General features: G+C 43.2%; 11 protein-coding genes. 4 read left to right on the top strand and 7 right to left on the bottom strand.

From position 1 onward, the window contains the following. The first annotated feature begins 31 nt into the window (after window positions 1-31). Complete coding sequence (locus OCC_RS04440; protein WP_004067664.1) at window positions 32-466, top strand: Tfx family DNA-binding protein; 435 nt, start codon at window positions 32-34, stop codon at window positions 464-466. Here the strand turns inward: OCC_RS04440 and OCC_RS04435 are convergent. The 4 genes from OCC_RS04435 to OCC_RS04420 all read right to left on the bottom strand — a co-directional run bounded on the left by OCC_RS04435 (window position 431) and on the right by OCC_RS04420 (window position 2,805). Then, window positions 431-1,114: a CidB/LrgB family autolysis modulator gene (locus tag OCC_RS04435; protein WP_004067666.1), complete on the bottom strand. Its 684-nt coding sequence runs from the start codon at window positions 1,112-1,114 to the stop codon at window positions 431-433. The two genes, OCC_RS04440 and OCC_RS04435, sit on opposite strands and share 36 nt — an antisense overlap. Next, a complete protein-coding gene (locus OCC_RS04430; RefSeq protein ID WP_004067668.1) occupies window positions 1,101-1,442 on the bottom strand; it encodes a CidA/LrgA family protein in 342 nt (113 codons plus the stop codon). The genes OCC_RS04435 and OCC_RS04430 overlap by 14 nt, the downstream gene beginning before the upstream one ends. A 45-nt stretch (window positions 1,443-1,487) precedes the next feature. Then, complete coding sequence (locus tag OCC_RS04425) at window positions 1,488-1,883, bottom strand: RidA family protein (RefSeq protein ID WP_004067670.1); 396 nt, start codon at window positions 1,881-1,883, stop codon at window positions 1,488-1,490. Window positions 1,884-2,013: 130 nt separating this feature from the next. After that, on the bottom strand, window positions 2,014-2,805 hold the full coding sequence (locus OCC_RS04420) for a DUF2666 family protein (protein ID WP_004067673.1): 792 nt from the start codon (window positions 2,803-2,805) through the stop codon (window positions 2,014-2,016). A gap of 184 nt (window positions 2,806-2,989) precedes the next feature. Here OCC_RS04420 and lonB point away from each other — a divergent pair, with 184 nt between their 5' ends. Next, window positions 2,990-6,244, top strand: a complete 3,255-nt coding sequence (lonB, locus tag OCC_RS04415; protein WP_048874680.1) for an ATP-dependent protease LonB — start codon at window positions 2,990-2,992, stop codon at window positions 6,242-6,244. On the opposite strand, the gene OCC_RS04410 is transcribed toward lonB, so the two are convergent. After that, a complete protein-coding gene (locus tag OCC_RS04410) occupies window positions 6,241-6,537 on the bottom strand; it encodes a hypothetical protein (protein ID WP_004067677.1) in 297 nt (98 codons plus the stop codon). The genes lonB and OCC_RS04410 overlap by 4 nt on opposite strands. A gap of 98 nt (window positions 6,538-6,635) precedes the next feature. Here OCC_RS04410 and OCC_RS04405 point away from each other — a divergent pair, with 98 nt between their 5' ends. Together OCC_RS04405 and tgtA are read left to right on the top strand one after the other, a co-directional pair. Beyond that, window positions 6,636-7,694 (top strand): glycosyltransferase, encoded by a 1,059-nt coding sequence (locus OCC_RS04405; RefSeq protein ID WP_004067679.1) that lies wholly within the window; start codon window positions 6,636-6,638, stop codon window positions 7,692-7,694. A gap of 56 nt (window positions 7,695-7,750) precedes the next feature. Further along, window positions 7,751-9,487 carry a tRNA guanosine(15) transglycosylase TgtA gene (tgtA, locus tag OCC_RS04400; protein WP_004067682.1) on the top strand — a complete coding sequence of 579 codons (1,737 nt, stop codon included), beginning with the start codon at window positions 7,751-7,753 and terminating at the stop codon, window positions 9,485-9,487. Here tgtA and nurA read toward each other — a convergent pair whose 3' ends face one another. Together nurA and rad50 are read right to left on the bottom strand one after the other, a co-directional pair. Beyond that, complete coding sequence (nurA, locus tag OCC_RS04395) at window positions 9,488-10,810, bottom strand: DNA double-strand break repair nuclease NurA (protein ID WP_004067684.1); 1,323 nt, start codon at window positions 10,808-10,810, stop codon at window positions 9,488-9,490. Then, entirely contained in the window at window positions 10,811-13,465 is a 2,655-nt protein-coding gene (rad50, locus tag OCC_RS04390) for a DNA double-strand break repair ATPase Rad50 (RefSeq protein ID WP_004067686.1), read from the bottom strand. Between the last annotated feature and the right edge of the window lie 3 nt (window positions 13,466-13,468).

Below are 13,468 nucleotides of genomic sequence, written 5' to 3'. Positions count from 1 at the left end.
TTTGAAATCAAGTTAAACTATGGTGTTTAAAATGAAGACCTTCCTTACAGAACAGCAGATCAGAATACTGCGTTTGAGAGCTAAAGGGTTAAAACAAAGCGAAATAGCCGAAATTTTGGGCACGAGCAGAGCAAACATAAGCATTCTCGAAAAACGTGCATTGGAAAAAATTGAAAAAGCCAAAAATACTCTTCTGCTTTGGGAACAGATAAACTCCAAAGTTGCTATTGAGGTCAAAAAAGGAGAGGACATATTTAGGGTTCCGGACAAGCTTTTTGAGAAAGCCGACGAGGTCGGGATAAGAGTCCCATACACAACCGCGGAAATCATAGCCTTCCTTGTTGAAAATGCTCCGATAGAGGATAGAATAGCAAAAAAGGACTTTGTTCTATTTTTAGATACTCAAGATAGGCTCAAAGTGAGTGAGCATTTACTGGAGGAGCTTGAGGAGATAGGGAAGGATTAAGGAAGTGAGGACGCCGTTTAGTGCCATTGCAAGTCCGCTGACTGCTCCTGAAAGTTCATCGTCCAGTATTATTCTTGCAGTTCCGAGTCCATGGGAAGTAACTCCCATAGCAAGCCCCCTAGCTACTCTATCCTTTATTTTGAAAGCGTTTAGCATCTCGATTCCAATGGCGTTCCCAAATATTCCTGTTAGTATGACAAGAACTGCTGTTAATGCTGGTATGCCTCCTATTTTCTCGCTAACTCCAATAGCTATTGCCGTTGTAATGCTCTTGGGAGCGATGCTTAGAAGGACGCTCTCACTTCCTCCTAAAAGTTTTGCAACATAAAATGCGCTTAGGATTGCTAGTGTACCACCGAATACTATTCCTGCAAATATCTGCTTTGAGTACTCCTTTATTATTTCTCTCTGCTTATAGAGAGGGATTGCCAAGCTCACCACCGCTGGGCCTAGAAAGAAGCTTAAAATCTTGGCGCTCTCCATATAGGTTTCGTAGCTAATCCCAGTCAGGTGTAAAATCGATGCTATTGCAATTATGGAAAGCATAACGGGATTTAAATAAAAGGCTCTTTTCTTTTCATAAAGCTTTGAAAAGAGGTAAAAAACTGCAATCGTTAAAAAATTCCAAGGGCGTTCATCTCTCCCCACCTCTTAAAAGTTCAACGAACTTGGCTGTTAAAATCAATGTTAGGGCAAAGCTTACGATCAAAGCTCCAAAAATTGGAACTGCTTGACTTTTTATAAGTCCCCAGTAGGAGATAACTCCAACTCCCGGCGGGATGAACATCACACTCATATTTCTTATGAAGAACTCTGCCTCTTTTTCAACGTCTTCCAGCTTTATAACGTTAAATAAGAATGCAAAAGTCAGCAGAATCATTCCGATAACGTTCCCAGGGATTGGGAGATTAAATACTTCGCTCAGGAGTTCTCCAATAAAGAGAAAACCGAATATTATGGTAAGCCCCTTGTACATAGGCATCAAAAAAACTAGGACATGGAAAGATAAAAAGCTAACGAATCACTCAAAGATGGCTATTGCTTCTATCTCTACCTTGACTCCCTTTGGCAGTTTTCCTACTTCTACTACTGCCCTGGCTGGCTTTGAATGCCCAAAGTATTCTTCGTACACCTTGTTGAACTCTTCGAAGTCTTTTATGTCCTCTAAGTATACGTTGACCTTTACCACATCATCTACCGTTGCTCCCGCAGCTTCTAGGATTGCTATTAAGTTCTCTATTGCCTGTCTCGCCTGCTCCTTTATGTCGCCTTTAACAAGTTCTCCCGTTTCTGGATCTATAGGGATCTGTCCTGAGATGAAGAGTATCTTGTCGGGGTTTTCGACTAGAATTGCCTGGCTGTAGGGCCCTATTGGTTTTGGGGCATTTTCAGTGTAAATTACACTCCTCTTCACCATTCCCATCACCTCCAAATTTTATTATACAATTGTTATTAAAAACTTTTCGGAAAAAGAAGAGAGAATCAGCGAAGCGAAGAGTCCTCATCGTTTCCCTCGGGTGTCCTCGGCCTCATCATCCCCTATTTTTTCAACTCTTTTCGAGGTACTTTTCAAGGGACTTTGAGGGGATGTCAATTGAAAGCCCCATCTTCTGCAGGGCAGTTCTTAGGGCATAGATTTTTGCATGTTCTGCGAATTCTTTTGGTGCATAATGCTCTATCGGGATGTGGAGGAGCTTATCTACGAGTGTTTTTATCTCCCTCTCGCTTTTAGCCTTTTTGATGTCTCCAAACCATTGTTCTATTCCTTTCAAATCTATCTCGGCATACACGGGAATCTTTGCGACAGTTGTTTCATTTATGCTTGCCAAGATCCTTGCAACATCTGCCATTGGAGTTTTATCGTCTATTATAAGCCTTTTCACGACTATCCAGCTTCCATGTTTGGCTGTGAAGTTTACATGTTCATCGTGATATATGAGCGTGGTTCTCAGGTCTGTTATGGGGTCTTCTGGATAACTAACGGAGAACTTCTTTGAGAGTGCTTCCCTTGTTAGCAACGCTTTTGCAACATCCAGAAGGAGTTTTTTGAGCTTTTTGTCCTCTTCGAATATCATCGGATTAAGTTTTCTTGATGTCCCTGGAGATTTTAAGGTTTTTAAGGCTTCCCAGAGTTCTTTCTTTCCTATTTCCTCCGCTAGGCTCATTATTCCGGCAACGTTCATGACCTCTGTTAGATATTTGGGAATCTTCAGAGTGACAGTGTTTGAGACACTTGCAAGGAAGTGGGCTATCTCGTGTTTTTCCATTGCTAGCAACTTATCCCCGACCTTCCAGTTCTTGTGGTTTGCCGTGAAAGCTATGTGATCTTCAATTTTCATTTTCATCACCCCTTATCTTTTTGGATTCCTATTATTTTAGCTTTTCTAAACTTGTCGATCTTCTTTAAAAAAAGTTTATAAGCTCACTCAAGCAACCGTAGTTTGAGAGAGGTGAGGTATTTTGAGCGAGGAGATTAATAACATTGGAAAAGAGCGCTCATACGGTGAAGAACTTGAATTAGGGATGGATTTTCAAACTACTGAGGAAATTAAAGTTCCTGAAAAGTTGATAGATCAAGTCATCGGTCAAGATCATGCTGTTGAAGTGATAAAAACTGCAGCAAAGCAAAAAAGACACGTACTGTTGATAGGTGAGCCAGGTACAGGTAAATCCATGTTAGGCCAGGCCATGGCGGAACTTCTTCCAACTGAAAATCTTGAGGATATTCTAGTCTTTCCAAACCCAGAAGACGAAAATATGCCCAAAATAAAGACCGTACCAGCATGCCAGGGCAGACAAATAGTAGAGCGTTATAGACAAAAGGCAAAGGAGCAAGAAAACATAAAGTCATACCTGTTGCTTTTTGTGCTTTTTGTAGTCATGCTTGCAGTTCTTATGGACCGCTCAGCCCAAACTTTGCTCTTTGGAGTCTTCGTGCTCATTGTCTCACTGATGGCTATATCAAACATGAGGCTTAGGAACCAAGCTTTGGTGCCGAAGCTCCTAGTTGATAACTGTGGAAGAAGAAAAGCCCCATTTGTTGACGCAACCGGAGCTCATGCTGGAGCTCTGCTTGGAGACGTTAGACATGACCCGTTCCAATGTTTTAGCGGCGAAGAAAGCATTGTAATTGAAAAAGGCAAAGAGAAAAGAGTGTTCAAACTTAGGGAGTTCGTTGATAGTGCCCTCAAAGAGCCCTCTGGAGAAGGAATGGATGGAAAGATTAGGGTGGTTTATAAGGATCTCCAGGGAGAGGACGTAAAAATACTCACAAAGGATGGATTTGTAAAGCTCCTCTATGTCAATAGAAGGGAAGGAAAGCAAAAGCTTAGAAAAATAGTAAACCTTGAAAAGGATTACTGGCTTGCATTAACATCTGAACACAAAGTGTACACGGCAAGAGGTCTTAAAGAAGCTGGGGAGATAACCAAGGATGACGAAATAATAAGGATACCCATTACAGTCCTCGACAAGTTTGATGTAGCTCGTACCTACAATGAGGAAGAAAAACTCAAAGCCTACCTCCGCTGGAAGGAGTATCACGAAAAAACTGGCAATGGTTACAAGAAAGCTGCAAAGGAGCTTGGTATCAAGGAGAGTACACTTCGCTGGTGGACTCAGGGGGCAAAGCCAAACTCACTCAAAATGATAGAGGAGCTTGAAAAGCTCAACTTACTTCCATTAAACAGTGAAGACAGCAGACTCGAAAAGATAGCAAGGATTTTGGGTGCTCTCTTTAGCGATGGAAGCATTGATAAAAACCTCAATACTCTGAGCTTTGTTTCAAGCGAAAAGGAAGCCATTGAGCTTTTTGTGAAAACACTTGGCGAGCTCTTTGGAGATTTCGATTACGAGATTAAAGAGAACCGCGAGAGCAGAGGGAGGAGCATTCTTTTTAGGACATGGGACAGGAAAATTATAAGGTTCTTTGTTGCACTTGGTGCACCAGCTGGCAATAAGACCAAAGTCAAGTTTGAGCTTCCGTGGTGGATCAAGCTTAAGCCCTCAATCTTCCTCGCCTTCATGGATGGTTTCTATAGCGGCGATGGTAGTGTACCGAGGTTTGCTCGTTACAAAGACGGCATAAAATTCAATGGAAGTCTTGAAATAGCCCAGCTTACCGATGAGCTTGAAAAGAAGCTCCCATTCTTTGAGGAAATAGCGTGGTACCTAAGCTTCTTTGGGATTAAAGCGAAAGTCAGAGTGGATGAAGCTAGAGGTAAATACAAGGTGAGGCTTATATTGTCCCAGTCCGTAGACAATGTACTCAATTTCCTTGAGTTCATTCCGATAAGCTTCTCCCCGGCAAAGAAAGAAAAGTTCCTTAGAGAAGTCGAGAAATACCTAGCAGAGGTTCCAGAATCAAGCCTTGCCGAAAGGTTTGGAGAGCTTAAGGAGCGTTTTGAAAAGATTAAGAGGGGACAGAGAAGGCACTTTATCGAAAGCTGGGAAGAAGTAGAGGTTACTTACAACGTAACTACAGAGACAGGAAATCTACTCGCCAATGGTCTATTTGTTAAGAACTCTGGTGGTCTCGGCACTCCAGCTCACGAAAGAGTTGAGCCTGGGATGATTCACAGGGCACATAAAGGTGTGCTCTTCATAGACGAGATAGCTACTCTTAGTTTGAAAATGCAGCAGAGCTTGCTAACTGCCATGCAGGAGAAGAAGTTCCCGATAACGGGACAGAGCGAGCTTTCGAGTGGTGCCATGGTGAGAACAGAGCCAGTGCCATGTGATTTCATTCTGGTTGCTGCAGGAAACCTAGATACAGTTGATAAGATGCATCCTGCTTTGCGTTCTAGAATAAGAGGGTATGGTTATGAAGTTTATATGAGGACCACAATGCCCGATACACTTGAAAACAGAAGAAAGCTCGTACGTTTTGTTGCCCAAGAGGTCGTGAAGGACGGCAAGATTCCTCATTTTACCAAGGATGCCGTTGAAGAGATAGTTAGAGAAGCCCAAAAGAGAGCAGGCAGAAAGGGTCATCTTACCTTGAGACTTAGAGACCTTGGAGGTATAATAAGGGCCGCTGGTGATATAGCTGTTAGAGAAGGTGCTAAGTACGTTACTAGAGAACACGTACTAAAGGCATTACAGCTCGCCAAGCCCCTTGAAAAGCAGTTGGCGGATTGGTACATAGAGAGAAAGAAGGAATATCAAGTTATCAAGAGCGAGGGAGGGGAAATAGGAAGGGTGAATGGCCTTGCAGTGATAGGAGAGCAGAGCGGTATTGTGTTGCCCATTGAAGCTGTAGTCGCTCCAGCGGCAAGCAAAGAGGAAGGTAAGATAATTGTAACGGGTAAGCTTGGAGAGATAGCGAAGGAAGCAGTCCAAAACGTTTCAGCCATAATAAAGCGTTACAAGGGAGAGGACATTAGCAGATACGACATCCACGTTCAGTTCCTCCAAACCTATGAGGGTGTTGAAGGTGACAGCGCAAGCATAAGCGTTGCAACGGCAGTTATTTCAGCCCTTGAAGAAGTTCCCGTAAAGCAGAGCGTTGCCATGACCGGTTCGCTAAGTGTTAGGGGAGAAGTTTTGCCCGTTGGTGGGGTTACGCCAAAAATAGAGGCGGCAATTGAAGCGGGAATAAAGCAGGTTATAATTCCAAAGGCAAACGAGAAGGATGTCTTCTTAAGCCCGGACAAAGCTGAAAAGATCGAAATAATCCCTGTTGAGACAATTGATGAAGTGCTCCAGATAGCCCTTGAGGACTCAGAAAAGAAAGATGACCTGATAAGAAGAATTAAGGGGGCATTGCCCCTCGCTTAATCTTCAAGAAGCTCTGACAACCCTGCACATTCTATTATCTTTTTTGCTATTTCCTTCCCCATCTCGATGTCTGTGAGTTCTTTTACTATTACTTTTCCACTGGGATATATGCTCGTTTCGTAGCCGTCTATTACTGCTATCGCCATCATTTTGGGGATAACGCTTTTCACTTGATATCCCTTTCCTTTCAGACACTCTGCAGTCTTTTTTAAATCAACGGTAACCTCTTTATCCCACGAATAGGGCTGAACTATTACCCCTTTCATGGTTGTGCACGGTTTTGAGATGATCATCTTATCACCGGTTTCTATTTTTGGGGAGATGCTTTTATGGCTTTCTACCCAACTTTGGGCATTGAAAAAGTTAAAAGTCAGAATGTGGAGTTTAGATCATGCTGCTTGAGATACTCCTAGCTATAGTCCTTCTCTGGGATGGATATTTTTTCATCAATTATCTCCTTAGTCTCCTGAAGCCATACAAAACTCGAAGATGGGCTCCTTTTGTGAGCATCTTGATTCCTGCCTATAATGAGGGAGAGACCATTGGTGAGTCTATAAAATCAGCTCTCTCCCAAGATTATCCGGATTTTGAGGTTATTGTGATTGATGATGGTAGCGAGGATGATACGTTTGAGAAGGCTACCTCCCTGAAAGACCCGAGGGTGAGGGTTTTTAAGAAGACCCATGAGGGGAAAGCAAGAGCTCTTAACTTCGGACTCTCGAAAGCAAAGGGGGAGATAATAGTTACCACCGATGCGGACTCTATTTTATCCCCAAACGCTTTGAAATCTCTAGTGGAGAGGTTTTACTCTCCAGAGGTTGTCGGAGTAGGTGGTCAAGTGAGGGTTTTGGGAGAGTCTTTTTTGGAGAAGGCTCAGGACGTTGAACACCTTAGAATTGCCATGTTTAGACGGGCTAAGGAACTTGGAGACCTAAGTGTTGCCCCCGGTCCCCTCTCAGCCTTCAGAAGAGAAGCTTTAAAGCAGATTGGGGGATTTATAGAGAGTGAGGTTGAGGACTACGCGACAACAAAAGAGCTCAAGAAACTTGGGAAGATCCTCTATGCCCCAAGGGCAAGGGTCTACACGAGAATGCCAAAGACACTTCCAGAACTTTGGAGGCAGAGAAAGAGGTGGTTTTTGGGCGATTTGAAGCATTTAGGAGGAGGATTAGAAAAGGAGATCTTCTTCCTTCTTTTGGGTGACTTTGTTGCCCTTCTTGATATACTAGTTCCGGTTTTACTGCTCTTAACGGGAAACTTTGATTTGCTCTTGCTGTTCTTGAGTTATGAGGTGCTTACCCTTCTTATCCCTACGGTTGTTGAGGGAGGTTCTCTTCTAAATGCTCTTCTCTTTCCAGTATTTCTGTGGTTCTGGGCTCTCTTTTATCTTTTCCTCCACATCTATGGATATCTCCGGATGTTGTTTGGGAATTTAAATGGGAAAATTTGAGCTGAAGTCTCCTTAGGTTTTTAAACCTAAATCTTGAAGTTTCTGCGGTGAGGAAAATGAACTTCAAATTTGAGATAAAAGCGCGAGATGCTGCGGGAAGAATAGGAAAAATTGAAGTTAACGGGAAAAAGCTCGAAACTCCAGCTATCATGCCCGTAGTTAACCCTAAGCAGCTCATAGTGACCCCTAAAGAGCTCAAAGAAATGGGCTTTGACATTATAATCACAAACTCCTACATAATCTACAAAGACGAAGAACTTAGAGAGAAGGCACTTGAAAAAGGCATTCATGGACTTTTGGATTACGATGGCATAGTGGAAGTCGATTCCGGAAGCTTTCAGCTTATGAGATATGGTGGAGTAGAGGTTACCAACAGAGAGATTATAGAGTTCCAGCACAAGATAGGCGTTGACATAGGGACGTTTCTTGACGTCCCAACAATTCCAGATGCCCCAAGGGAGAAAGCTGAAGAGGACCTTAAGATAACACTCGAAAGGGCAAAAGAGGCTGAGAGCATAAAGAGCATACCCATGAATGCCACCGTTCAGGGCTCAACGTATCTCGACTTGAGAACCTATGCCGCTAGAAAATTAAGCGAAATGGACTTTGAGATTCATCCGATTGGTGCCGTGGTACCTTTAATGGAGGGCTACCGCTATAGGGACTTGGTTGATGTTGTAATAGCGTCAAAAATTGGGCTAAGACCGGATAGACCTGTTCACCTCTTCGGCGCTGGGCATCCAATGGTATTTGCTCTGGCAGTTGCGATGGGAGTTGACCTCTTTGATTCGGCAAGCTACGCCCTTTACGCTAAAGACGACCGGTACATGACGCCTGAAGGAACCAAGAGGCTTGAAGAGCTTGAGTATTTCCCATGCTCATGCCCTGTCTGTTCTCGCTATACACCGCAAGAGCTGCGCGAGATGTCAAAGGAAGAGAGAACGAGGCTTTTAGCCCTTCACAACCTGTGGGTTATTAGAGAGGAGCTAAACAGAGTGAAGCAGGCAATAAAAGAGGGAACCCTCTGGCAGCTAGTTGATGATCGCTCAAGGTCTCACCCAAAAATGTTTGCGGCTTACAAAAGACTGCTTGAATACAAGGACTACCTCGAGGAGAACGAGCCGATAACAAAAGCCTCTGCCTTTTTCAAGGTTAGTGAAGAGATTATGAGAACTCCCGTAGTTTTGAGAGCAAAGCAAAGAGCTGAAAGGATAAAAGGGAAGTTCCCGGAGACAATCAGCCATCCCATTTTTGGCGAAATTCCCAAATACCTGAGCTTAACTTTCCCGTTTGCCCAGAGCGAGGGGGAAGAGGACTTCACAATAGAGAAGCCCTCAAAGGAGGAAGCGAAGCTTTACGTTCAGGCTGTTGCTGAGTATCAATTTGGCGAAGGAGCGAGTGAAGCTTTTAAAGATATTTTTGTCGAGCTCTCAAGAAAGACCGGAATGCCAAGACAGATAAAAGCTAGGGGCAAGCACATAGCAACTTTTAGAGCGGAAGACGGTCTTTTGACCCTTGGAATTGAAGGAGCAAGAAGACTGCACAAGGTTCTCCCCTATCCGCGGATGAGAGTTGTTGTTAATGAAGACGCGGAGCCCTTTGCAAGAAGAGGAAAGAACGTCTTTGCGAAGTTTGTGATTGATGCAGATGAGTCTATACGGCCATACGACGAAGTTCTTGTGGTGAATAAGAACGATGAGCTTTTGGCAACCGGACAAAGCCTGTTAAACGGCAAAGAACTTAAGATATTCCAGCAGGGGCTTGCGGTAAAAGTTAGAAGGGGAGTTGGGTAATCATTCGAGAGGAGACCTTCCATATTTTATGAAAACCCTCAGCTCTTTGTCTTTCTTTTTCAAATAGTTCATTAGGGCTTCAAGCTCAGCTCTGAAGGCTTTCTGTTCAATTTTTACCCCTTCATGGGCTCTCTGGAGCGGTCTTATATAGCCGTTGCTCTCGTGCCACAGTAATTTTGCTATCAGCTCATCGTTGATTGATGTGTTGGATTGGAGCAGATAGATGATGCCCCCTTTCATGGTTCTTATATATGCTGAGGGAACTCCCGTTTCTATGAACCTTTGGACAGTGGGGAAGTATTTCCTCAAAATCCTCGGCAGACGGTGGGCTATTTTCTTTTTTTCTTCAGCCCTTTCCGGGTCGTATATTACACAGTAACCGGGAAGTTCTTCGCCATGCGTTTTGACAAGATATGCATCGATAAACGGCACATCAAGGAGATCTATGCCCAGCTTTGACGTGATTTTCCTGTTGTAGAAGCTCTTTGCGATGTAGATTAGCTCCCTTTGGAGGAGCTTCTCTAGTGAGTAGAGATACTCCAGGTAGCCTAGGACAACATGAATGGTGTTTCTTGCCTCTTCAAGGGTTAATGTCTTCCGTTCTGTATATTCATCCAGCTCTTCGGCAATTTTTATTATCTCACTTCTGGGAATCTCGGCTTTTAGCGCATCCCTCAACCTCTTTAGGGCACCGTCGTAGTTTACAACTTCTCCTCCTTCCATGGCTTTGTAAAATTCTGAGTATTCATCTATAACCTCGTCCGCGAGTATAACTCCACTGTAGAGCCCCCTTTCCTCAGCAAGGCGCTTTTCTAAGTCGAGATAGTGCTCATCGAGCCTCTCCATGAAGTCCTTTATGAGCTCTTCTGGTTTGCCTTTCTCTAACGTATCAAGAAGGGTTGTTATGCCCTTAACGCTCTCGGGATAAACGGGAGGTCTTGTTAATGAACCTGTGAGCGTTCCGTCCATCAAAATCATATGTTCTTCATTCCCAACCAACGCTCCGAGCTTGTTTTCTAGGGTCTCCATTTGGAGTCTTATTATCTGGTCGGAGATTCCATGGTTGTATGTCATGGCATTTGTATAGACCAGGCGAGCGCTCTTACCGTTTCCAAAGGCAAAAGATGCAACTGTATATATTATTGTCCCACTCAGCCTTGCCTTTCCCTGGCTTCCATCAACAGCATAAACTTTACTCTCCTTTTTTTCGGGAAGAGGTCTCCAATCCACCTTGCCCTCTAGAGCCCCTTCAGCTTCTTTGAGTTCTCCTTTGAGCATCTGGAGGATTTTATCCGCTTGATATTTGGAAATGAGGCGGTACATTCATCCCACCTCTACTTCTTCTACTCTCGAAACGCCGTTTTCAAGCCTGACTCTCACCACTCTATCTGCGGCATCCTTGAGCTCCTCGTCGTGCGAAACTATTATTACCTGCGGGATTTTTCTCAGATAGCGCTCCATGATGTCCACGAGTCTTCTTCTCCTCTCCTCGTCGAGATAAGGTGTCGGCTCGTCCATTATGAGGAGGGGAATCTCTCCCGCAAGGTAGAGGGATAAGGCTAATCTAAACGCCAGACCGAGGGCTATTCTCTCACCGCCGCTCAAGAATGAGAGCTCCCTCTCCTTTCCATCGTATATAACCCCAAGAACAACCTTGTTTTCCTTTGCCTTCACACTTATTCCGGAGTATTTCTCCTCAGTGAGCTCTTCGAATATTTCACTTGCATATTCACCAACTTTTGCAAGGGCATCCTCCTTGAGGAGGTTCTTAAACCTTCTAACCTTTTCTCTGAGTTCTTGAACTCTTTCCTTAGCTTTCCTCAGCTCTTCCAGTTCTTTTTTCTTGCTCTTGACGTTATCCCTTTCTTTCTGTAGGTTCTCTAGGTTTTTGCTCAACTCTTCTTTTCTTTTTTCGAGGTTTTCAAGCTCGGTTTCTGCCTTCGTTAGGGCTTCTCTAGCCTGGATGTATTCTTTTCTAAGCCTTTCGTGCTCTTCTTTGTTGTACTTTTTCTCGAGTTCTGTAATTCTCTCCTTTAACATAGATAGCTGCTCTTCGAGCCTTTTCCTTTGCTTTTCCAAATCTTTTAGCTCTTCTTCCTCTTTGCCGAGGCGTTTTTCCTCTTTCTCAAGCTCATCTTTGACCTTTAAAAGGCCTAGGTATTCTTCATAGAGGGGTCTCAACTTTTCGAGCTCTGCCCCGAGGTCTTCTTCGTTTTCAAAGCCGAGTTCTTTGAGTTTCTTATCGTATTTCTGAAGCTCCTTTTTAGCGTTTTCTATTTTCTCTCTTATGTTTCTCTTCGTTTTTTCTAGCACTGGCTTCTTTTTGAGTTCTTCTAAGATGCTCTTAAGTTTGCCCTCAAGCTGGTTCTTCTCTTTCGAGAGCTTTTCGTATTCTTTGGCATCTTTTTCTAGTTCTCTTAGGTTAAACTGCGCTAGTTTTTCCTCATTTTCTTTTATTTGTTTCAATATCTCTTCGGTTGCTATTACAGTGCTTTCCTTTTTCAAAGTCTTTTCAATTCCCAGGAGCTCTGCCCTAAGTTCCTTCTCCTCTTTTTCTAGCTCTTTCATCCTTTCCATGTATTTTTTAATCTCTATTTTGTAGCTTTTAATGAGTTCTTCTCTGTGTTCGTCTGTAAGCTCGGCACCGCAAACGGGACACCTTCCTTTAGCCTTCATGAGCTCTGATATTGCCTTGTCTTTCTCTCCGGAGAGGCTCCTGAGCTTTCCTTTTTCTTCTCCAATTTTCTCAAGTCTCTCGCGGATTTCCTCTCTTCTCCTTTTTGCCTCTTCTATTTCGTCTTTGAGGGCTTTAATTTTCTCTTCGCTGAGAGATAATCTCTTCCTTAAATCCTCCACTGTTTTCTTGATTCTCATGGCATCTTCATACTGCTCTGCATGTTGCTTTAGAGTTTCAAGCCTTTCTGCTATTTCTTCTATTTTTTCTTCTAGCTCTTTTAGCTCTTCTTCCTTCTGCACTAGCTCTTTGACTCTTTCTTCTATTTGGGAAAGCTTTCCTTCGTAGCCTTTAAGCTCTTTTTCGATCCTTGATTTTATTTCACTGTATTCCCGCTGGAACTTTTCGAGTTCCATGTATCTCTCAGCTTGAGGCTTGATTTTTTCAAGCTTTTCAAATTTCTTTTTCAGTTCATTTATCTTCTCTTTCCTTTCATTTGTTGACTTGATTAAGGAGCTTATCCTTGTCTTTACTCCTTCGAGATCCTTTTCAATTTCATTCTTTTCTTCTTTCGCTTTGTTAAGCTGTTCCAACAGCTCGTCAAGTTCAGAAAGCCTCTTTTCTATTCTTTCAGCTTCCGCCCTCAGCTTTGGAATCTTTGGTGTAAGCTCGTTTATTTGCTTTATAGCTTCGCTTAGGCTTTTTCGAGTTTCTTCTATCATCTCGTCTATGTTCTTCATTGCTGTGAGGTATTCTTCAATTGCGCTGATTTTCGAGTCTATGGTTTTTCTAACTTCAAGAAGGTTGTTATAGGCGTTTTCATATTTATCCAGACCTAAAACCTTTCTAACGACCTTTTCTCTGCTTTCATCGCTCTCCAAGATCGCGTCAATTTCTCCCTGTCTTATGTATATCGCGTTCACAAATACATCGTAGGGAATCATTTTTTCCATCCATCTCCTCACGGACTGCTGGCTTGCTTCAGTTGCATAGTGCCATCCCTGACCTTCTTGATACTTAACAAAAGCTATGCCCTTGGTTATGTTCCTGTGGAGCTGGTATTTCACATTGTCTTTCTCAAAAAATATCGTTATCTCAGTGCTTTTCCCATTTACCCTGAGGATATCCTCCTTTTTAAGATCCTTGGGCTTCATGGGCCAATAAAGGCCTACAAGTATCGCATCGAGAAGGGAGCTTTTTCCGGAGCCGTTTTGCCCTATTATAAGATTTATCCCGGGTGCAAACGTTACCTTTGTGAACTCGTGTGAGCGGAAATCCCTCACAATTATCTTTTCAATCATCATTTT

It is taken from the genome of Thermococcus litoralis DSM 5473 (assembly GCF_000246985.2).
GTDB classification, from domain to species: Archaea; Methanobacteriota_B; Thermococci; order Thermococcales; family Thermococcaceae; genus Thermococcus_A; species Thermococcus_A litoralis.
This window is presented reverse-complemented; position numbering and strand designations above follow the sequence as displayed.

Excerpts from the sequence above, each read along its gene's own strand:
- OCC_RS04440 (WP_004067664.1), top strand. The coding sequence starts at position 32 with ATGAAGACCTTCCTTACAGAACAGCAGATCAGAATACTGCGTTTGAGA.
- OCC_RS04430 (WP_004067668.1), bottom strand. The coding sequence starts at position 1,442 with ATGTACAAGGGGCTTACCATAATATTCGGTTTTCTCTTTATTGGAGAA.
- OCC_RS04425 (WP_004067670.1), bottom strand. The coding sequence starts at position 1,883 with ATGGTGAAGAGGAGTGTAATTTACACTGAAAATGCCCCAAAACCAATA.
- OCC_RS04420 (WP_004067673.1), bottom strand. The coding sequence starts at position 2,805 with ATGAAAATTGAAGATCACATAGCTTTCACGGCAAACCACAAGAACTGG.
- lonB (WP_048874680.1), top strand. The coding sequence starts at position 2,990 with ATGGATTTTCAAACTACTGAGGAAATTAAAGTTCCTGAAAAGTTGATA.
- OCC_RS04410 (WP_004067677.1), bottom strand. The coding sequence starts at position 6,537 with ATGATCATCTCAAAACCGTGCACAACCATGAAAGGGGTAATAGTTCAG.
- OCC_RS04405 (WP_004067679.1), top strand. The coding sequence starts at position 6,636 with ATGCTGCTTGAGATACTCCTAGCTATAGTCCTTCTCTGGGATGGATAT.
- tgtA (WP_004067682.1), top strand. The coding sequence starts at position 7,751 with ATGAACTTCAAATTTGAGATAAAAGCGCGAGATGCTGCGGGAAGAATA.
- nurA (WP_004067684.1), bottom strand. The coding sequence starts at position 10,810 with ATGTACCGCCTCATTTCCAAATATCAAGCGGATAAAATCCTCCAGATG.
- rad50 (WP_004067686.1), bottom strand. The coding sequence starts at position 13,465 with ATGATGATTGAAAAGATAATTGTGAGGGATTTCCGCTCACACGAGTTC.